At 74.1% G+C, this 18,483-nt stretch carries 18 protein-coding genes; 16 read left to right on the top strand and 2 right to left on the bottom strand.

Translation table 11 applies throughout. The annotated features are described in order from the left end of the window. Positions 1-27 precede the first annotated feature (27 nt). The 5 genes from BZB76_RS19185 to BZB76_RS35935 all read left to right on the top strand — a co-directional run bounded on the left by BZB76_RS19185 (position 28) and on the right by BZB76_RS35935 (position 4,911). Complete coding sequence (locus BZB76_RS19185; protein ID WP_121435778.1) at positions 28-876, top strand: ABC transporter permease; 849 nt, start codon at positions 28-30, stop codon at positions 874-876. Between the two features lie 102 nt (positions 877-978). Further along, on the top strand, positions 979-1,368 hold the full coding sequence (locus BZB76_RS19190; RefSeq protein ID WP_121435779.1) for a hypothetical protein: 390 nt from the start codon (positions 979-981) through the stop codon (positions 1,366-1,368). A 332-nt stretch (positions 1,369-1,700) separates the two neighbouring features. After that, positions 1,701-2,192 (top strand): metallophosphoesterase family protein, encoded by a 492-nt coding sequence (locus BZB76_RS19195; RefSeq protein WP_121436207.1) that lies wholly within the window; start codon positions 1,701-1,703, stop codon positions 2,190-2,192. Positions 2,193-2,212: 20 nt separating this feature from the next. Further along, positions 2,213-3,058, top strand: a complete 846-nt coding sequence (locus tag BZB76_RS19200; protein WP_211343077.1) for a crotonase/enoyl-CoA hydratase family protein — start codon at positions 2,213-2,215, stop codon at positions 3,056-3,058. Between the two features lie 227 nt (positions 3,059-3,285). Further along, positions 3,286-4,911 carry a hypothetical protein gene (locus tag BZB76_RS35935; RefSeq protein WP_246007050.1) on the top strand — a complete coding sequence of 542 codons (1,626 nt, stop codon included), beginning with the start codon at positions 3,286-3,288 and terminating at the stop codon, positions 4,909-4,911. A gap of 7 nt (positions 4,912-4,918) precedes the next feature. Here BZB76_RS35935 and BZB76_RS19210 read toward each other — a convergent pair whose 3' ends face one another. Further along, entirely contained in the window at positions 4,919-6,253 is a 1,335-nt protein-coding gene (locus BZB76_RS19210; protein ID WP_337959760.1) for a DUF1015 domain-containing protein, read from the bottom strand. A gap of 72 nt (positions 6,254-6,325) precedes the next feature. Here BZB76_RS19210 and BZB76_RS19215 point away from each other — a divergent pair, with 72 nt between their 5' ends. Next, positions 6,326-6,772 carry a tetratricopeptide repeat protein gene (locus BZB76_RS19215; protein ID WP_121435781.1) on the top strand — a complete coding sequence of 149 codons (447 nt, stop codon included), beginning with the start codon at positions 6,326-6,328 and terminating at the stop codon, positions 6,770-6,772. Between the two features lie 8 nt (positions 6,773-6,780). Next, entirely contained in the window at positions 6,781-7,782 is a 1,002-nt protein-coding gene (locus BZB76_RS19220) for an HAD-IIA family hydrolase (protein WP_121435782.1), read from the top strand. A gap of 1 nt (position 7,783) precedes the next feature. Here BZB76_RS19220 and BZB76_RS19225 read toward each other — a convergent pair whose 3' ends face one another. Next, the gene (locus BZB76_RS19225) at positions 7,784-8,125 is read right to left on the bottom strand and encodes an SCP2 sterol-binding domain-containing protein (protein WP_121435783.1); all 342 of its coding nucleotides are present in this window, start codon (positions 8,123-8,125) and stop codon (positions 7,784-7,786) included. Between the two features lie 114 nt (positions 8,126-8,239). Between BZB76_RS19225 and BZB76_RS19230 the strand changes: the two genes are divergently transcribed. From BZB76_RS19230 to BZB76_RS19270, 9 genes are all read left to right on the top strand, one after another. Next, the gene (locus BZB76_RS19230) at positions 8,240-8,467 is read left to right on the top strand and encodes a hypothetical protein (RefSeq protein ID WP_121435784.1); all 228 of its coding nucleotides are present in this window, start codon (positions 8,240-8,242) and stop codon (positions 8,465-8,467) included. Positions 8,468-8,476: 9 nt separating this feature from the next. After that, positions 8,477-9,280, top strand: a complete 804-nt coding sequence (locus BZB76_RS19235; RefSeq protein WP_121435785.1) for a TlyA family RNA methyltransferase — start codon at positions 8,477-8,479, stop codon at positions 9,278-9,280. Between the two features lie 148 nt (positions 9,281-9,428). Beyond that, positions 9,429-10,409, top strand: a complete 981-nt coding sequence (locus tag BZB76_RS19240; RefSeq protein ID WP_121435786.1) for an NAD kinase — start codon at positions 9,429-9,431, stop codon at positions 10,407-10,409. A 57-nt stretch (positions 10,410-10,466) separates the two neighbouring features. Then, positions 10,467-12,173, top strand: a complete 1,707-nt coding sequence (gene recN / locus BZB76_RS19245; protein WP_121436209.1) for a DNA repair protein RecN — start codon at positions 10,467-10,469, stop codon at positions 12,171-12,173. Positions 12,174-12,267: 94 nt separating this feature from the next. Continuing rightward, positions 12,268-13,533 (top strand): putative cytokinetic ring protein SteA, encoded by a 1,266-nt coding sequence (steA, locus tag BZB76_RS19250; RefSeq protein WP_121435787.1) that lies wholly within the window; start codon positions 12,268-12,270, stop codon positions 13,531-13,533. Further along, positions 13,530-14,486, top strand: a complete 957-nt coding sequence (locus tag BZB76_RS19255) for a copper transporter (protein ID WP_121435788.1) — start codon at positions 13,530-13,532, stop codon at positions 14,484-14,486. Before steA ends, BZB76_RS19255 begins: the two co-directional genes overlap by 4 nt. Before the next feature lie 7 nt (positions 14,487-14,493). Continuing rightward, the gene (locus BZB76_RS19260; RefSeq protein WP_246007051.1) at positions 14,494-15,477 is read left to right on the top strand and encodes a hypothetical protein; all 984 of its coding nucleotides are present in this window, start codon (positions 14,494-14,496) and stop codon (positions 15,475-15,477) included. 43 nt (positions 15,478-15,520) lie between these two features. Then, positions 15,521-17,164: a murein biosynthesis integral membrane protein MurJ gene (murJ, locus tag BZB76_RS19265; protein ID WP_121435789.1), complete on the top strand. Its 1,644-nt coding sequence runs from the start codon at positions 15,521-15,523 to the stop codon at positions 17,162-17,164. Next, positions 17,157-18,377, top strand: a complete 1,221-nt coding sequence (locus BZB76_RS19270; protein ID WP_211343078.1) for a glycosyltransferase family 4 protein — start codon at positions 17,157-17,159, stop codon at positions 18,375-18,377. The genes murJ and BZB76_RS19270 overlap by 8 nt, the downstream gene beginning before the upstream one ends. Positions 18,378-18,483: the final 106 nt, after the last annotated feature.

The raw sequence follows: 18,483 nt of genomic DNA on the forward strand, positions 1-18,483 counted from the left end.
TGGCCCATGAGTTGAGTGAGGTGGTCCATGAGTAAGGTGACGCCCGCGCCGGACCGCGTCCGGCGCAGGGAGCCCGCCGCCCGCAGGCCCCCGGGCACCGGGCTCGTCGCCCGCGCGGCGTTCCTTCTGCTGCCGCCCGTGGTCGTCGGGGTGGTCGGGGTCCTGCTCATCCAGCTCGTGATCTCCCGCTTCGAGATCAGCGGGGTGGTGATCCCCAGGCCCACCGACGTGTTCGAGGTGATGCGCTCGGAGATCTTCATGGAGCAGATCGGGGAGAGCACCTGGCAGACGTGGAAGGCGACGCTCATCGGGTTCGTGCTGGGCGCCGGGTCGGGCGTCGTGCTCGGCACCCTGATGGCCGAGTCCCGTCTCGTGCGGTTCGTCCTGTACCCGTACGTCGTGGCGTTCCAGTCGCTGCCGAAGATCGCGCTCGCTCCGGTGTGCGTGCTGTGGCTCGGGTTCGGGCTGACGATGAAGTTCAGCTTCGCGGCGATGCTGGCGTTCTTCCCCGCCGTGATCGCGACGCTGGCCGCGCTGACCACGGTGTCGGAGACGCGGCTGGAGATGGCGACGGCGTTCTGCGCGAGTCCCCGGCAGCGGTTCTTCCGCGTCTCGCTGCCGTCCGCGATGCCGGGGATCGTGTCCGGGCTGGAGATCAGCATGGCGTTCGCGCTGATCGGCGCGATCGTCGGCGAGTTCGTCGCGCCCTCGGCGGGCGGGCTCGGCCAGCTGCTCCTCACCTACAGCGAGGCGATCAACGTGGCCGCGGAGTTCTCGGTGCTGGTCGTGCTGATGGTGCTCGGCGTCCTGCAGAACAAGATCCTCTTCGGGGTGGTCCGCGCGGGCACGGAACGGTTCTTCGAGTCGTCCCGATGACGCGCCGCGCCGGGGTGGTGCGGGGGTCCGGTCGGGGCGGGCGATAACGTCCCGTCAACCGATCCAGACCGGTCCCACCGTTCCGTCGCCCGGAGGTCGTCCTTGCTCGCCGTCACCACCGCCGATCTGCGGATCTTCCTGCATGTGCTCGCCGCGACGATCTGGGTCGGCGGGCAGATCACGCTCGGCGCGCTCGTGCCCGCGCTGCGCGGATACGAGGGCGTCACCAAGGTCGCCGCGCGCCGCTTCAACACGATCGCCTGGCCCGCCTTCGCCGTCCTGGTGCTCACCGGCGTCTGGAACATCACGGCGGGCGACCTCGGCGACGCCGCGCGGCGGACCCTGGAGGTGAAGCTGGTGTTCGTCCTGCTGTCCGGCGTCGCCGCGTTCCTGCACACGCGCGCCTCGTCGAAGGCCGGGCTCGCCGTCTGGGGCGCGCTCGGCGCGATCGGGGCGCTGGCCGCCCTGTTCTTCGGCGTCCAGCTCGGCTGAACCCGCCCGGCGGGGGCCAACCGCGGAGGCGGCCGGATCCCGAGGTCGGTGCAAGGGAGTGATCATCCACCGCGAGACCCGACCGCCCCTTGGGTCCTCGCGGTGCTGGGTCGCCGTGTCGGAACGACCGGGGGCGTACGGCCGGAATCCTTCTGGACGAACGCGAGGAATTCGAGCCTAACTCCGCCCGTCAGCGGGGTGTAATGACACGGTGCTTACAGTTGTTTCCCACTGGTGTACAGAAGGTGCCGTGGCAAAATCACCCACCGGTGCGGGTGTGGCCTGAATCACGTCCGGTGTCGTCCGTCCGGACGAGCGGGACAATGGGCGGTGTGAGAGTGGTGGCCATCTCCGACACGCACGCTCCCAGACGCTGGAGGTCGTGCCCGCCGCGCGTGGCCGAGCATCTGCGCGGCGCGGACGTCATCCTGCACGCCGGGGACGTGTGCGTCGCCTCCGTCCTGGACGAGCTGGCCGAGTTCGCGCCCGTCCACGCCGTACTCGGCAACAACGACGGCCCGGACGTCGCCGCGTGGGGCGCCCCCGAGCGGCTCGAACTCGACCTCGACGGCCTCGCCGTCGCGATGGTCCACGACAGCGGTCAGGCCCGGGGCCGCACGGCCCGGATGCGCCGCTGGTTCCCCGGCGCCGACCTGGTCGTCTTCGGCCACTCGCACATTCCCCTGGACGAGACCGGCGACGGCGTCCGCGTCTTCAACCCCGGTTCGCCCACCGACCGGCGCCGCCAACCGCACGGCACGCTCGGCCTTCTCGACATCCGCGACGGTCGCCTCACCGGCGCGAGGATCGTTCCCGTCACCTGACACCGAAACGGGGGCCCGGCATGGGCGATGACCTGGCGGACCGCGTGACCGTGCACGTCGACGGCGGGGTCGCCGACGTGCGGCTCGCCCGCCCCGAGAAACTGAACGCCCTCGACATGGCCATGTTCGACGCGCTCGCCGAGACCGGTGAGGCGCTCGCCGCGGACCCGTCCGTCCGCGCCGTCGTCCTGTCCGGCGAGGGCCGCGCGTTCTGCGCGGGGCTGGACTGCGCCAACTTCGCCGCCATGGCCGCCGACGCCCCGCCCGCCGGGGCGAGCGCCCGGTTCCGACGGCTGGTGCACGACATCACCGCCCGGGAGCCGGGCCGCGCCACCAACTTCGCCCAACAGGTGGTGCACGTGTGGCGCGAGATGCCGCAGCCCGTCATCGCCGCCGTCCACGGCCACGCCCTCGGCGGCGGCCTGCAGATCGCGCTCGGCGCCGACATCCGGATCGCCGCGCCCGACGCGACGCTGTCCGTCCTGGAGATCCGCTGGGGGCTGGTGCCCGACATGACGGGGACCGCCGCGCTGGTCCGCCTCGTCGGCGAGGACGTGGCGAAGGAGCTCACCTTCACCGGACGCATGATCACCGGCGCGGAGGCGGTCCGCCTCGGCCTGGCGACCCGGACCGCGGACGACCCGCGCGCCGCGGCGCTCGAGCTGGCCCGCGAGATCGCCGGAAACAGCCCGGACGCCGTCCGCGGCGCGAAACACCTCCTCAACCGGGCCGCGGACGCCGACCTGGCCGGACAGTTTCTCGAAGAGTCCCGCACGCTCGACGCCCTGCGCGGTTCCCCCAACCAGGTCGAGGCCGTCCACGCCTATTTCGAGAAGCGCCCACCGGAATTCACCGACCCTGTCTGACGCCATTTATTCCGGCTCCCTTAATAGTGGAAATTCGCGTCCGGCCGTCGGAAGTGGCGTGCTTCAACGCCGATGACGCCGCATGGAGAGCGCCCGGGGGAGTAGGATGCGACCGACTCGAATTAGTCGGGGGCCGTCCCATTTCCGGGCGGCCCTCGACGCGTGTCGTGCGGCCGGGACGTAGGCTGCAGGAGTCCACGGAACCAGCTTCTAGAACAGTGACGGACGTGATGAGCGCGGAAGAGGACGGTCGCGGCGGCGACGACCGCGAGCGGCGGGGCGGCGACGGGAGGCGGAACCCGGCCGCCCGTCGTGGAGGCGGCGCCCGGGGCGGGCCCGGAGACCCCGGAGCCCGCAAGGGCGGCGGTCCGCGCGGAGGCGGTTCCCGAGGCGGCGCACCCCGCAGCGGTGCGCCTCGCAGTGGTGCGCCCAAGGGCGGCGCACCCCGAGCCGGCGCGCCCAAGGGCGGTCGCGGCCGTCCGGGCGGTGACCGCAAGGACCGGGAGGCGCGCGGCTGGGAGCCACGCGGCGAGCGGGGTGACCGGGGACAACGCGGCGAACGGGGTCGCTGGAGCGAACGGGGTCAGCAGGGCGAACGCGGCGAACGCGGCGAACGCGGTCCCCGAGGCGCACGGGGTGACGCCCGCCGGGATTACGGCTCCGGTGGCCCGCGCGGCGAGCGGCCGGACGGACGCGCCGGAAAGGGCTCGGGCGGTGGCCCGCGTGGGGGGCCGCGCCGTGACGGACGCCCGGAGGGTCCCCGGACGGGTGGACGCCGGGGTGAGCGACGGTTCGAGGAACGTCCGAAAGGCCGCCGTCCCCAGGACCGGGACGAGCGCGGCGGCAAACGGTTCGGCGGCAAGCGTCAGGAGCGACCGGGAGACCGCGACAGGCGCGGCGGCGGACGCTCCTACGGGCCGCCGCGCGACCGCCGGGCGCGCACCGAGGAGCGGGAGCGTCCGGCGCCCAAGCACGATGATCCGCTCCTGCCGGACGACGTGACGGGCGAGGAACTCGACCCGGACGCCCGTGTCGAGCTGCGCACCCTGCCCAAGGACCTGGCCACGAAGGTCGCCCGGCACCTGGTGATGGCCGGGCGCCTCGCCGAGGAGGAGCCCGAGCAGGCGCACCGGCACGCGCGGGCGGCACGTCGTCTCGCGTCCCGGGTCGGGATCGTCCGGGAGGCCGCCGGGATCGCGGCGTACCACGCGGGCGAGTGGGCGGAGGCGCTCGCGGAACTGCGCGCGGCGCGCCGGCTGAGTTCGGGCGAGGACGCCTACCTGCCGGTGATGGCCGACTGCGAACGCGGGCTCGGCCGTCCCGAACGCGCCCTCGACCTGATCAAGTCGCCGGAGGCGCGCAACCTCGACCCGATGGGCCGCGTCGAGCTGCGCATCGTGGAGTCGGGCGTGCGCCGCGACCTCGGCCAGCACGACGCGGCGGTGGTGACGCTGCAGATCCCCGAGCTGCGCGACCGGCGCCTGCGGCCGTGGTCGGTGCGGCTGTTCTACGCCTACGCGGACGCGTTGGAGGAGGCCGGACGGCGCAGCGAGGCGGCCGACTGGTTCGCCCGCGCCGCGGCGGCCGACCGGGACGGCGAGACCGACGCCGCCGAACGGTACGCCGAACTCGACGGCCTCCACATCGTCGACACCGAAGAGGCCGACACCGAAGAGGCCGACACGGAACAGGCCGGCACGGAACAGGCCGGCACGGAACAGGCCGGCACGGAACAGGCCGGCACCGGTGACGGTGTCGAGGCGGAGGCGGCGGACCTGCCGGGGACGTCGGCGGTGTTCCTGGAGCCGACGACGCCCGCCGTCGAGGAGGAGCCGCCGCCCCCGGAGGACTGACGCCCGATCAGGGGTCGAGGAGGCGCAGAACGAGTCCCGTGCGGGGCTTCGGGCCGAACGAGGTCGACTTGCGGGGGACGCGTTCGCCCGCGTCCGCGACGGCCAGGACGTCCTCGACCCTGAGCGGGTTCAGGACGACGGCGGTCCCGCCCGCGGCGCGTGCGCGGGCGATCGCGGCGGACGGGTCGTCGTGCACGACCTGGATGGCGTCCTCGTTCTCGGGGACGTTCCACAGGTTCCCGACGAGGAGATGGTCGAGGACGGCGGTGTCGAGCCCGCGCCAGCGCGGCGAGTGCTCGAACGGCATGGAGTGGCTCAGCGCGTCCGCCTCGGGTTCGGTGAGCAGGTGCAGGGTGTCGCCGCCGCCGAGGAGGAACGCGGGCCCGCCTCCGGAGGCGAACACGTCCGCGAGCGCCTGGAGCGCGGCGGGCTCGTCCGTGAAGTCGGTGACGCGGAACACCGCGCGGGCCCGCGCCACGGCATCGCCCGGACGGAGCCCCGGCAGGACGCGGTGGATCGCGGCCAGGTGCGGTGGGTAGCGGGTGGAGTCGACCAGCATGGCCAGGCCCGCGTCCCATGGTCCGGGCCCGTCGCCGGCGGCGTGCCGGTGGGCCTGGAGGGCGCGGTAGGTGGCGTACCGGTGGTGGCCGTCGGCGATGAGCGCCCGCCGGCCGCGCAGGTCGGCGGCGACCCGCGCGTGCAGCGCGGGATCGGAGACGCGCCACAGCCGGTGCGTGAGCCCGTCGTCGGCGCGGAAGTCCAGCAGGGGAGTGTCCGTGGACGCGTCGTCCACGATCCGGGCCGCGTCGCCGCCGCCCTCGTACACCAGGAAGATCGGCTCCAGGTTGGCGTCGGCGGCCAGCATCAGCGCGAGCCGGTCGCGAACCGGGCCGGGGAACACGTTCTCGTGCGGGAGCACCACCCCGTCGGACTCGGGGCGGAGCCCGAGGGCCCCGATCAGGCCGCGCTGGAGGACCGTCCCGCCGCGGGCCGCCTCGTACACGTACAGGGCCGGGTCGGGGTCGATGGCGAGGGCGCCCTCGTCCAGCCACCGGCGCAGCCGCCGTCCCGCCGCGTCGTAGCTCTCCCCGGCCGCGCGCGGCAGGTTCAGCCGGACGATGTTGTGGCCGCCGCTCGCCAGCAGCCGTGACGCGGTCGCGTCGTCGATCAGGTCGTAGGGGGGCGTGGTCACCGACGCCGGGTCGCCCGCGATCTCCGGGACGAACCGGACGCCGCGGAAGGGAGCCAGTTCCAGCGCGCCGCCCGTCCGCGGCGCGGACGTGCCGAAGATGCGGGCGCTGAACTCCTCCGGCCCGAGGCCGGAGGGGAGGTCGTCGTCCATCCCGGGCATGCTAATCGTCGAAGGGCGTTCGGAGGCCCGGCGGGTACGGTCGAATTCCGAGGGGAGGTCCACATGGAAGATCAAGTTCCTGGACGGTCGGAGGATTCCCCCGGGGATGATCCGGGCGAGCATGCGGCCCCGCCCGCCGGAGGCGTCTACGAGTGGTACACGCGGGGCCTGGAGCTGCTCAGGACGGGCAGCGCGGCGGCGGCGCTGCAACTGCTGGCCAGGGCCGCCGACGCCGAACCGGGATCCCACAGCATCCGGGAGGCGCTCGCCCGCGCCCAGTTCGGGGCACGGCGGTTCGACGCGGCGGCGGAGAGCTTCCGGTGGATCGTCGAGGCGGAGCCCGCCGAGGACTACGCGCGGTTCGGCCTCGGACTGTCCCTGAGCCGGATGGGCGACTTCGAGGGCGCGGTGGAGCATCTCGCGCTCGCCGCCGCCATGCGTCCCGAGAACCGCGACTACGCGAACGCGCTGCGGCACGCCAGGGCCACCCTGGAGTACCGGCGCCGATGAGGAGCCCGATGAAGGAAAGCGACACCCCCCTCTGCGAGGCGTACGACGTCGCCCTGCTCGACCTCGACGGGGTCGTCTACGTCGGCCGCCGGGCCGTCCCGGCGGCGGCGGAGTCGCTCGCCAAGGCCCGCGCGGCGGGCCAGCGGCCGGCGTTCGTCACCAACAACGCCTCGCGGACCCCGTCCGCGGTCGCCGCGCTGCTCAACGACGTCGGCGTCCCGGCGGACGCGGCGGACGTCGTGACCTCGGCGCAGGCCGCGGCCCGGCTGCTGGCCGAGCGGCTGCCCGCCGGGGCGCCGGTGCTCGTGGTGGGCGGCATGGGCCTGCGCCACGCCCTGTACGCGCGGGGGCTGCGCCCGGTGTCGACGGCGGCCGAGCGGCCCGCGGCCGTCGTGCAGGGCTTCCATCCGGACCTCGGCTACGGGCTGCTGTCGGAGGGGGCGAAGGCCGTCGCGGCGGGCGCGCTGTTCGTCGGCTCCAACGGCGATCTGACCATCCCCGGCGGGGAGGGACCCCCGAACCCGGGGAACGGCGCCCTGCTCCGCGTGATCAGCTCCGCGACCGGCGTCGAACCGATCGTCACCGGCAAGCCGGGACGTCCACTCCACCAGGAGTCGATCCTGCGCACCGGCGCCCGGAACCCGATCGTCGTCGGCGACCGTCTCGACACCGACATCGAGGGCGCCCACAACGGCGGCGCCGACAGCCTCCTGGTCTTCACCGGCGTCACCGAACCCCTGGACGCCCTCACCGCACCACCGAACCGGCGCCCGACGTACCTGGCGCCCGACCTGACCGGGCTCCTCGTCCCGCACCCGCGGACCGTCCGGGACGGCGACGCCCACCGCTGTGGGGGCTGGACGGCCCGCCGCGACGGCGACACGTTCACGATCACCGGCTCGGGCGACCCCTACGACGGCCTCCGCGCCCTCGCCTCCGCCGCCTGGACCACCGACGAGCCCCCGCCCCGCGCCGCCCTCACCGACGCCGTGGAGTCGCTGGCGCTGTGACTCACAGAACCTTGCGGAGGCGGAGCAGGTCGAAGATGCTCGCCTCGATCTTGAGCCTGCCCTCCGCCCACGCCCTGGTCGGATGCAGGTCGTCGTCGGCCATGGCGACGAGGTCGTCGCTGTCCACGGTGAGCCGCACCTGGGCCTCCCGGGGGTCGCCGTCGGGCTCGAACGGATCGAGACCGCCCTCGTGCAACCGGGTGCGGTAGGCCACGCCGAGGTCCGCGACGCGACAGCTGATCGTCCGCTCGACGGCGTGCTCGGCGAGCCGGTCGGCGTCCACGTCCGCCAGTCGCGCCGCGATGCGTCCGAGCGCCGCCAGGCACTCCTCCTCGTTCGCCATGGTCAGGCCGTTCCCCGTTCCGTCGACAACGGTGTCGTTCAGGGACGGTAGCGTTCAGCATGAGCCGGAGGCGACTCGTCCCGGGCGCCGAGGGTCCACTGGGAGGTAAACGTGATGTCCGACGAGGCCGCGCGGGAACCGGACGTCCCCGACGTCCCGGCCGCGCCGCCGCCCGACCCGACGGGCGATCCGCGGGTGGACGCCGCCATCGCCCGCCTCGCCGACCTGGCCGGGCGACCCGTCCCCGAACATGTGGAGATCTTCGAGGACGTCCACCAGCGGCTCCAAGAGCTCCTCGCCTCCGCCGACCACGACCCCGAAGAGCATGAACACCGACCGTGAGCATCGACCATGACCACTAGGCGTCGACTGGACGCGGAGCTGGTCCGGCGCGGCCTGGCCCGCTCCCGCGAGCACGCGTCCCGTCTGATCGACGACGGGCGGGTCCGGGTCGGCGGCCGGGCGGCGGCGAAGGCCGCGACGCAGGTGGAGGCCGCCGCCGCCATCGTCGTCGCCGACGCGGACGACGGCCCCGAGTACGTCTCGCGCGGCGGTCACAAGCTCGCGGGCGCCCTCAGGGCGTTCGAGGGCCTGACCGTGTCGGGCCGCGTGTGCCTGGATGCGGGCGCCTCCACCGGCGGGTTCACCGACGTCCTGCTGCGCGCGGGCGCGGCGCACGTGTACGCGGTCGACGTCGGGTACGGCCAGATCGCCTGGTCCCTGCGGACGGACGAGCGCGTCACCGTCCTGGAACGCACGAACGTCCGCGACCTGCGCCCCGACATGCTCGGCGACACGCCCCCCGGCCTCGTCGTCGGCGACCTGTCGTTCATCTCCCTCAAGCTCGTGCTCGGGCCGGTGCGCGACTGCGCGGAGCCCGGCGCCGACTTCGCGATGATGGTGAAACCGCAGTTCGAGGTCGGCAAGGACCGCGTCGGCGCGGGCGGTGTCGTCCGCGACCCGGAACTGCGCGCCGAGGCGGTCGGGGACGTCGCCCGGCACGCGGAGACGCTCGGGCTCGGCGTCCGCGGCGTGACGGCGAGCCCGCTGCCCGGCCCGTCCGGCAACGTGGAGTACTTCCTGTGGCTGCGGGCCGGCGCCCCGCCGCTGGACGAGTCCGCCCTCGCGAAGGCCATCGCGGACGGCCCCCAGTGATCGGCACAGTGATCGGCACGGTGACCGGCACGGTGATCGGGTACGGCCCGCGGCCCGTACAGAAGGCGTGCGAAGCGGGAACGTCTCCGCCGGGGATGTTCGTCCAGACGTCTGTACGCCCGAGAACGCCGGGGAGTGGGGCGAGAGCATGAGCAAGAGATCGGTGCTGGTCGTGGCGCACACCGGACGGCCGGAGGCGATCCGCAGCGCGCATCTCGTCGTCGAGCGGCTCAGCGAGGCCGGGATCTGCGTGCGGGTCCTGGACGGTGAGGCCGCCGAGATCGGCGCGACGGGCGTGGAGGTCATGCCCAGCACCGCCGCCGCGGCCGAGGACGCCGAGGTCGTCATGGTCCTCGGCGGTGACGGGACGCTGCTGCGCGCCGCCGACCTGACCCGCACCGCCGGCACCCCGCTCCTCGGCGTCAACCTCGGCCATGTCGGGTTCCTCGCCGAGGCCGAGCGCGACGACCTCGCCGCCACCGTCGACCGGGTCGTGACCCGCCGCTACGACGTCGAGGAGCGGATGACCGTCGACGTCGTCGTCCGCCTCAACGGCACGGTCACCGGCCACACGTGGGCGCTGAACGAGGCGAGCATCGAGAAGGCCGAGCGGGAGCGGATGCTGGAGGTCGTCGCCGAGATCGACGGCCGTCCGCTGTCGAACTGGGGCTGCGACGGGGTGGTGTGCGCCACGCCGACCGGGTCGACCGCGTACGCGTTCTCCGCCGGCGGTCCGGTCGTCTGGCCGGAGGTCGAGGCGATGCTGGTCGTGCCGATCAGCGCCCATTCGCTGTTCGCGCGCCCGCTGGTGGTGTCGCCGCGGTCGCTGGTCGCCGTGGAGGTGCTCCCGGGCACGCCGCGGGCCGTCCTGTGGTGCGACGGGCGCCGCACCCTCGACGTGCCGCCCGGCGCGCGGGTCGAGGTCCGGCGCGGCGCCGAGCCGGTGCGGCTGGCGCGGCTGCACCTCACCCCGTTCACCGACCGTCTCGTCACGAAGTTCGGACTGCCCGTGACGGGCTGGCGCGGCCGGGTCAGGCAGCCCGCCCGACCGACTCCTCCACTGGAGGACTCGCAGGTCGCGGACGCCTCGACGATCGGCGGGGAGGCGCCGGGCGAGCAGAGGGGATAATCTCCACAGGCGCGAACCGGGATCTGTTTGCGGAGGGTTGTGACGCTGGTGCGCCCGATGGTCGATGAGGTGCGGATCGAGGGCCTCGGAGTGATCGATGAGGCCGTGCTCGATCTGTCTCCGGGGTTCAACGTCGTCACCGGCGAGACGGGGGCCGGCAAGACCATGGTGGTCACCAGCCTCGGTCTGCTGTTCGGCGGCCGCGCCGACCCGCAGCGGGTCAGGCCCGGCGCGGACCGCGCCACGGTGGAGGGCCGGATCGTCGTCGATCCCGGCGGCCGCGTGGTGGAGCGGGTGGAGGAGTCCGGCGGCGAACTGGACGACGGCGCGTTGATCGTGACGCGGTCGGTGTCGGCGGAGGGCCGGTCCCGCGCGTTCCTCGGCGGCCGGTCCGTTCCCGTGAACGTGCTGATCACCATCGCCGACGACCTGGTCGCGGTGCACGGGCAGTCCGACCAGCAGCGGCTGCTTCAGGCGTCCCGGCAGCGTGGCGCCCTCGACCGCTACGCCGGCGCGGCGCTGACCAAGCCGATGCGCGCCTACACCAAGGCCTACCAGCGGCACCGGCAGGTCACCGCGCTGCTGGACGAGCTGACCACCCGGGCCCGCGAGCGCGCCCGGGAGGCGGACACGCTCCGCTTCGGCCTGGAGGAGATCGAGAAGGTCGACCCGAAGGAGGGCGAGGAGACCGACCTCGCCGCCGAGGAGGAGCGGCTCGGGCACGCCGACGCGCTGCGCGGCGCCGCCGACACCGCGCACGAGGCGCTGCTCGGCGACCCGGCCGCGGCGATCGAGGCGGCGAACGTGACGAGCCTGCTCGGCCAGGCCCGCAACGCGCTGGACGCCGTCCGCGACCATGACCCGGAACTCGCGGCGCTCGCCGACCGGCTCGCCGAGGCCGGCTACCTCGTCTCCGACGTCGGCACCGACCTCGCGTCCTATGCCGAGTCCGTGGACGCCGACCCGGCGCGGCTCGCGACCGTCCAGGAGCGGCGCGCCGAGGTGACCGCGCTGATCCGCAAGTACGGCGGGCCGGACGGCACCGCCGCGGCGGTCCTGGAGTGGGCGCGCGCGTCGGCGGCGCGGCTCGCCGAGCTGGAGGGCGACGACGACCGCATCGAGGAGCTGCGGTCCGAGCACGCCGAGCTGACCGAGCGGCTCGCCGCCGAGGCGGGGGAGCTGACCGCGGTCCGCGCCCGCGCCGCCGAACGGTTCTCCGCCGCCGTCACCGAGGAGCTGACCGCGCTGGCGATGCCGCACGCCCGCGTCTCCGTCACCGTCACCCCCACCGACGACTACGGGCCGCACGGCGTCGACGAGGTGGAGGTGCGGCTCGCCCCGCACCCCGGGGCGAAGCCGCTGCCGCTGCACAAGGGCGCGTCGGGTGGTGAGCTGTCCCGCGTGATGCTCGCGATCGAAGTCGTGTTCGCGGGCGCCGACCCCGTGCCGACGTTCGTGTTCGACGAGGTCGACGCGGGCGTCGGCGGTAAGGCCGCGGTGGAGATCGGACGGCGGCTGGCACGGCTGGCCCGTAACGCGCAGGTGATCGTCGTCACACATCTCCCGCAGGTCGCGGCGTTCGCCGACCGGCACCTGCTGGTGGAGAAGTCCGACGACGGCACCGTCACCCGCAGCGGCGTCACCACCCTCGACCAGGAGGGTCGGGTGCGGGAACTGTCGCGGATGCTCGCCGGCCTGGAGGACTCCGAGCTCGGCCGCGCCCACGCCGAGGAGCTTCTCGCCATGGCGTCCGCCGAACGGTGACCCGGCCAAAAAATACAGAGCGTACACGAACGGACACGCCTGGACGCTTGCCGTTTCCAGTATCGGCCCCCGTGCTCTGGCAGGATGGCAGGTGATGAACGAGCCGTCACCCACGACAGAGCGGCGCGTCCGGCTGGCCGACCGGCTGCCCAGGCACGTGCTCAAGAGGCGCGTCCTCACGCTCGGCCTGGCCCGCGACGACGGCCTGCCCGGTGTCAGTGCCACGGTGCGGCTCGACCGTCGCACCAAGAATCTCACCAAGCGACTGCAGCCCGGTGAGATCGCGGTGATCGACCATGTCGACCTCGACCGGGTCAGCGCGGAGGCGCTGGTGGCGTGCGGTGTCGGCGCCGTCGTCAACGTCGCGCCGAGCATCTCGGGCCGCTACCCGAACCTCGGGCCGCAGATCCTGCTGGACGCCGACATCCCGCTCGTGGACGACGTCGGCCCGGAGATCTTCACCCGGCTCCAGGAGGGCGACCAGGTCCGCGTCCGGGGCCGTGTGGTGCACAAGGTGACGAACAAGGGCGAGGACGTCGTCGCCAAGGGCACCGAGCAGACGCCCGAGAGCGTCCTGGCGGCGCTGGCCGACGCGAAGGCCGGGCTCGCGACCCAGTTGGAGGCGTTCGTCGCCAACACGATGGAGTACATCAAGCGCGAGCGCGACCTGCTCATCGACGGTGTCGGCGTCCCCGACGTCACCACCAAGCTCGCGGGCCGGCACGCGCTGATCGTCGTGCGCGGCTACCACTACCGTGAGGACATCGCGACGCTGCGGCCCTACATCCGCGAGTACCGTCCCGTCCTCATCGGCGTGGACGGCGGCGCCGACGCGCTGATGGAGGCCGGCTACCGTCCCGACATGATCGTCGGGGACATGGACTCGGTGTCCGACGACGCGCTGACCTGCGGCGCCGAGATCGTCGTGCACGCCTACCGGGACGGCCGGGCGCCGGGGCTGAAGCGGGTGCACGACCTCGGGCAGGAGGCGGTGACGTTCCCCGCCACCGCCACCAGCGAGGACATCGCGATGCTGCTCGCCGACGACAAGGGCGCCACGTTGATCGTCGCGGTCGGCACGCACGCCAACATGGTGGAGTTCCTCGACAAGGGCCGCGCCGGGATGGCGAGCACGTTCCTCACCCGGCTGCGGGTCGGCAGCAAACTCGTGGACGCCAAGGGCGTCAGCCGCCTCTACCGCAGCCGGATCTCCACCTGGTCGTTGCTGTTCCTCGTCCTCGGCGCGGTCGTCGCCATCGTCACCGCCGTCGCCATGTCACCGGCGGGGGACGTCATCAGTCCCCTGCTCGCCGACCGCTGGCACGCCTTCGTCTTCTGGTTGACCGGACTCTTCACGTGATCGATTTCCGCTATCACCTCGTCTCCATCGTCGCGATCTTCCTCGCGCTGGCGCTCGGCATCGTGCTCGGCTCCACCACCCTGTCGGACTCGGTGAGCGAGACGCTGCGCCAGCAGGCGAACTCGGCGGCCAAGACCGCCCAGCAGGCCCGCACCCAGCAGCGGCAGCTGGAGCACCGGATGAACGGGCAGGAGCAGTTCGCCCAGGTGCTGGCGCCGCAGATCGTCCTGAACCGGCTGCGGGGCCAGTCCCTGGTGCTCGTCGAGACGCCCGGCGCGGGCGAGGACGGCATCGAGCGGATCGGCGAGCTCGCCAAGGACGCGGGCGCGTCCGTCACCGGGCGCGTGACCGTCCAGAAGAAGTTCCTGGACGACGACCAGCGCACCACGGTCGACGAACTCGCCACCCAGCTGAAGCCCGACGGCGTCGAGTACCCCGAGGGCGCCACCGCCTACGACAAGGCGGGCGCGGTGCTCGCCGCCGCCCTCGTCACCAAGGATCCCGCCAGGTCCGGGCGGGAGGACGCCGCGGGCGGAGCCGTCCTGAACGCCTTCACCCAGGCCGGGTACATCACCGCCAGCGGCAAGCCGGGGCAGCACGCGACCCTCGCCGTGGTGGTCGCGCCCGCCAGCGCGTACGCCTACGACGGCGGCGGCGACGACAACAAGGCGCTGATCTCGCTGGCGTCCGCACTCGACGCCGCCGGGCGCGGTACCGTCGTCGGTGGCCCGCCGACCTCGGCGCAGGAGGGCGGGCTGATCGCGGCGCTGCGCGACTCCGACACCAAGGACTCGGTCTCCGCCATCGACGTGGTGGACTCCGCGTCCGGGCAGGTCGTGACGATCCTGGCGCTGCAGAACGAGATGAGCGGCAAGTCCGGCCAGTACGGCACGGGCGCCGGGACGAGCGGCTACGCGCCATCGCCCGCGCCCGAGGCGGGGAAGAACGGGTGACCTTCTGATGAGAACACACATTCCCTCGGCGAGGGCGGCGCGGCTGCTGGTGGGGGCGGGGCTCGGCGCCGTCGCCGCGCGCGCCGCGTACGCCGCGTTGACCCGGCGGCCGCCGGGCCTGAACGGGCTGCCGGGCGAGGAGGTGTGGGGTCGCACCAACCACCGCGGTGAGCCGGTGACGCTGCTGGAGGGCCCGGCGCTCGTCGCGGGCGCCGCCGCGGGCGGGCTGCTGGTGCCCGGCGCCGGGGGCCGCACCCGCGCCGCCGCGCTGCTCGCGGGCGCCGGAGCCGGGCTGCTCGGCGGGTACGACGACCTCGCGGGGTCCGCCTCGTCCCGGGGGTTCAAGGGTCATCTGAAGGCCCTGGCCCGCGGTGAGGTCACCAGCGGCTCCGTCAAGATCCTCGGCATCGGCGCGACCGGGCTGGCCGCCGCCGCGCTCGCCGGGTCGCCCGCCCCGTCCCGGTCGGGACGCGCGGTCGACACGCTGCTCAACGGCGCGATCATCGCCGGGAGCGCGAACCTGATGAACCTGTTCGACCTGCGGCCCGGACGGGCCGTCAAGGTCGGTCTCCTCACCGGGGCGCCGCTGGCGCTGAGCCGGTCCGGGGCGGCGGTCGTGGCCGCGCCGCTCGGCGCCGCCGCCGCGCTGCTGCCCGAGGACCTCGGTGAGCGCGCGATGCTCGGCGACACCGGCGCCAACGCGCTCGGCGCCCTGCTCGGCCTCGCCGCGACCCGGCTCGGCCGCGGGCCGCGTCTCGCCGTCCTCGCGGGGATCACCGGGCTGAACGTGGCCAGCGAGTTCGTCAGCTTCACCAAGGTCATCGCGGGCAATCCGGTGCTGAACCGCGTCGACATGCTCGGCCGCCGTCCCGTCGCCGTGCCCGCCCCGGCGCCCGCCCCGGCGTCCGAGACAGACGAGCAGCGCACATCCGCCGCCGACGAACAGGGCAAGCCCGGCACCGATGACGCGTTCCGGTCGTCGCCCGCCTAGCCGCGCCGCCGCCGACCCGTCCCCCCGGTAGACCTTCACGAGCGTGTCACCGCCGAACCGTGCCACCGCCCTTCGCCGCCTGACCGGCGGCCTCGCCGGCGCGGCCGTCGTCATCGCCGTCATCACGGTGCTGTCGCGGCTGGCCGGGTTCGGGCGTACGTACGCGTTCTCCCAGACGGTCACCACGTCGTGCCTCAGCCAGGCGTACTTCACCTCGACGCAGTTCCCCAGCATCGTCTACGAGATCGTCGCGGGCGGCGCGCTCGCCGGCATGGTCGTGCCGGTCCTCGCCGGGCCCGCCGAACGCGGCGACCGCGAGCAGGTCCGCCGTATCGCGTCGGCGCTGCTCACCTGGATCGTGGTGCTGATGGTGCCGCTGTCGGCGCTGATGGCGGTCGGCTCCCGTCCGATCATGGAGCTGCTGGTCGGCCGCGATCTCAAGGGCTGTGCGCGCGGCGACATCGTGGACGTCGGCTCCACCATGCTCGCGATCATGTCGGCGCAGATGGTGATGTACGGGGTCGCGGTCGTCCTGTACGGGCTGTTGCAGTCGCACCGCCGTTTCGTCGCGCCCGCCCTGGCGCCGTTGATGTCGAGCGTCGTGGTGATCGTCGCGTACGTCGTCTACGCGCCGCTCGGTCGCGGTCACGAGAACGACCTGGCCGGTCTGCCGCTGGACGCGGAGTTGACCCTGTCGATCGGGACCGCGTTCGGCGGCGTCGCGATGGCGGTCACGGCCGGGATCGCGGCATGGCGGCTGCGGCTCCGGCTGCGTCCCACGCTGCGGTTCCCGGACGGGGTGGCGCCGCGCGTGCGGCGGCTCGCGGTCGCGGGCCTGGCGACCGTCGCGGCCCAGCAGGTGTCGGCGCTGCTGGTCGTCCGGCTCAGCTACGAGGGCACGGGCGGCGCGCTCGCCAACTACCAGTACGCGTGGGCGATCTACCTGCTGCCATGGGCGATCCTCGCCGTGCCGATCGCGACGAGCGCGTTCCCGACGCTGTCCGCGCGGATCAGCGCGGGGGAGGACGACCGGTTCGACCGGATCACCGCGTCCACGACCCGGGCGGTGGTCCTGGTGTCGTGCGCGGGCGCGGCGGCGCTCGCGGCCGTCGCCGTCCCGATCGGCGCGGTGTTCAACCCCGGTCACCCGGACCAGCAGGAGGTGCTGTCCCGCGCGGTGCTCGCGTTCGCGCCCGGGTTGGTCGGATACGGGCTCATCGCGCATCTCGGTCGCGTCCTGTACGCCTGCCATCGCGGGCGGATGGGCGCCGCCGCGATCGTCACCGGCTGGCTCGTCGTGATGGTCGCGGACATCGCGCTCGTGTGGACCGCCGACCGGCAGTGGGTCGTCGCGGCGCTCGGCGCGGGCAACGCCGCCGGGATGACCGTGGCGGGCGCGCTGCTGCTGGGAACGCTGCTGCGCGCCAGGGGCGCCGCGTCGGTGGCGGGGATTCCGCGCGCGCTGGCGGCGGGCCTGGCGGGCGGTGCGGCGGGCGCCGCCGCGGGTTACGCTACCGCCGCGCTGCTCGGGACGGGCGGGCCCGGCGCGACCGGGGAACTGCGCAATGTCGGCACCGGGCTGCTCGCCGCGGTCGCCGCCGCCGTGGTCTTCCTGGTCATCGCATTCGTGATCGACGGCCGTGACCTGCGCGCCGTCCTGAGCCGGAGGGTCACACCCCATGTCTGACAAGAGGGATCTGGACGGTCTGCGCGTCGCGCTCGTCCTCGGCACCGTCGCGGGCGGCGTGGGCAAGCACGTCCGGTCCGTCGCCGACGGCCTGGCCGGACGCGGCGCGCAGGTGGTGGTGTGCGGGCCCGTGTCGGCCGAGGAGCTGTTCGGATTCGCCGGCGCCGGTGACGGGCGCGTCCGGTTCGCCGAGGTCGATCTCGCCGACCGGCCCCGCCCGGCGCGTGACGCCAGGGCCGTGGCGCGGCTGCGGTCGCTGTTGCGCGGCGCCGACGTCGTCCACGCGCACGGGCTGCGGGCCGGGGCCCTGGCGGTGGCGGCGTGCGCGCGGATCGCGCCGGGGCCGCTGCGTCTGGCGGGGGGCGGGCCGCCGCTGGTCGTCACCCTGCACAACGCCCTCATCGCGGGTGGGCGGACGGCCGTCGTCCACGCCGGGCTGGAGCGGGTCGTGGCGCGCGGCGCGGCGCGCGTCCTCGCGGTGTCGCCCGACCTGGAGCGGCGGATGCGGGATCTCGGTGCCCGGTCGGTGGGGCACGCGATCATTCCGGCGCCGGCGCCGCAGGCTCCGCCGGGCCCGGCGGTCCGCGCCGACCTGCGGGCGGAGCTGGGCGTGGGGGAGCGGCCGCTGGTGCTCACCGTCGCGCGGCTCGCCCACCAGAAGGGGCTGCCGACACTGCTGGACGCGTCGCGCGCCTGGACGGGACGCACCCCGCCGCCGCTCGTCGCCATCGTCGGTGACGGTCCGCTGGAGGAGGAGCTGCGCGCCCGCATCGAGGCCGAGGACCTGCCCGTCCGGCTGCTCGGACGCCGGTCGGACATCGCCGGGCTGCTGGCCGCGTCGGACGTGGCGGTCGTCCCGAGCGTGTGGGAGGGGCAGCCGCTGGTCGTCCAGGAGATCCTGCGGGCGGGACGGCCGCTCGTCGCCACCCGCGTCGGCGGGATCCCCGGCATGGTCGGCGCGGACGAGCGGCCCGCCGCCGCGGACGGTGCGGGGCCGCTGTTGCAGGGCCCGGAGAGCGAGGCGGCGCTGCTGGTCCCGCCGGGTGATCCGGACGCGCTGGACCGCGCGGTGAGCCGTGTCCTGGACGATCCGGCGCTCGCGGCCCGGCTGGCGTCGGCCGCCGCGCGGCGCTCGGCCCTGCTGCCCGGCGAGGACGACGCCGTGGACCAGCTCGCGGACGTCTATCGGGAACTGGTTCCGGCCCGCCGCTGACGAATCTCTCCAGGTAGGGAACCTCCGGCGGCCCTTCCGCGTTGAAGGAGGTAATGGAGGGGAGTATCCCCACACACGGTTCCCGTCAATACGGTCGGTCCGTACC

Source organism: Actinomadura pelletieri DSM 43383 (genome assembly GCF_003634705.1).
Lineage (GTDB): Bacteria > Actinomycetota > Actinomycetes > Streptosporangiales > Streptosporangiaceae > Spirillospora > Spirillospora pelletieri.

Bases quoted from the DNA above. Each gene is read 5' to 3' on its own strand.
- BZB76_RS19210 (WP_337959760.1), bottom strand. From the start codon at position 6,253: ATGGACGACGACCTCCCCTCCGGCCTCGGGCCGGAGGAGTTCAGCGCC.
- BZB76_RS19225 (WP_121435783.1), bottom strand. From the start codon at position 8,125: ATGGCGAACGAGGAGGAGTGCCTGGCGGCGCTCGGACGCATCGCGGCG.
- BZB76_RS19270 (WP_211343078.1), top strand. From the start codon at position 17,157: ATGTCTGACAAGAGGGATCTGGACGGTCTGCGCGTCGCGCTCGTCCTC.
- BZB76_RS19220 (WP_121435782.1), top strand. From the start codon at position 6,781: ATGAAGGAAAGCGACACCCCCCTCTGCGAGGCGTACGACGTCGCCCTG.
- BZB76_RS19240 (WP_121435786.1), top strand. From the start codon at position 9,429: ATGAGCAAGAGATCGGTGCTGGTCGTGGCGCACACCGGACGGCCGGAG.
- recN (WP_121436209.1), top strand. From the start codon at position 10,467: ATGGTCGATGAGGTGCGGATCGAGGGCCTCGGAGTGATCGATGAGGCC.
- BZB76_RS19185 (WP_121435778.1), top strand. From the start codon at position 28: ATGAGTAAGGTGACGCCCGCGCCGGACCGCGTCCGGCGCAGGGAGCCC.
- BZB76_RS19230 (WP_121435784.1), top strand. From the start codon at position 8,240: ATGTCCGACGAGGCCGCGCGGGAACCGGACGTCCCCGACGTCCCGGCC.
- BZB76_RS19215 (WP_121435781.1), top strand. From the start codon at position 6,326: ATGGAAGATCAAGTTCCTGGACGGTCGGAGGATTCCCCCGGGGATGAT.
- BZB76_RS19200 (WP_211343077.1), top strand. From the start codon at position 2,213: ATGGGCGATGACCTGGCGGACCGCGTGACCGTGCACGTCGACGGCGGG.
- BZB76_RS19235 (WP_121435785.1), top strand. From the start codon at position 8,477: ATGACCACTAGGCGTCGACTGGACGCGGAGCTGGTCCGGCGCGGCCTG.
- steA (WP_121435787.1), top strand. From the start codon at position 12,268: ATGAACGAGCCGTCACCCACGACAGAGCGGCGCGTCCGGCTGGCCGAC.
- BZB76_RS19260 (WP_246007051.1), top strand. From the start codon at position 14,494: ATGAGAACACACATTCCCTCGGCGAGGGCGGCGCGGCTGCTGGTGGGG.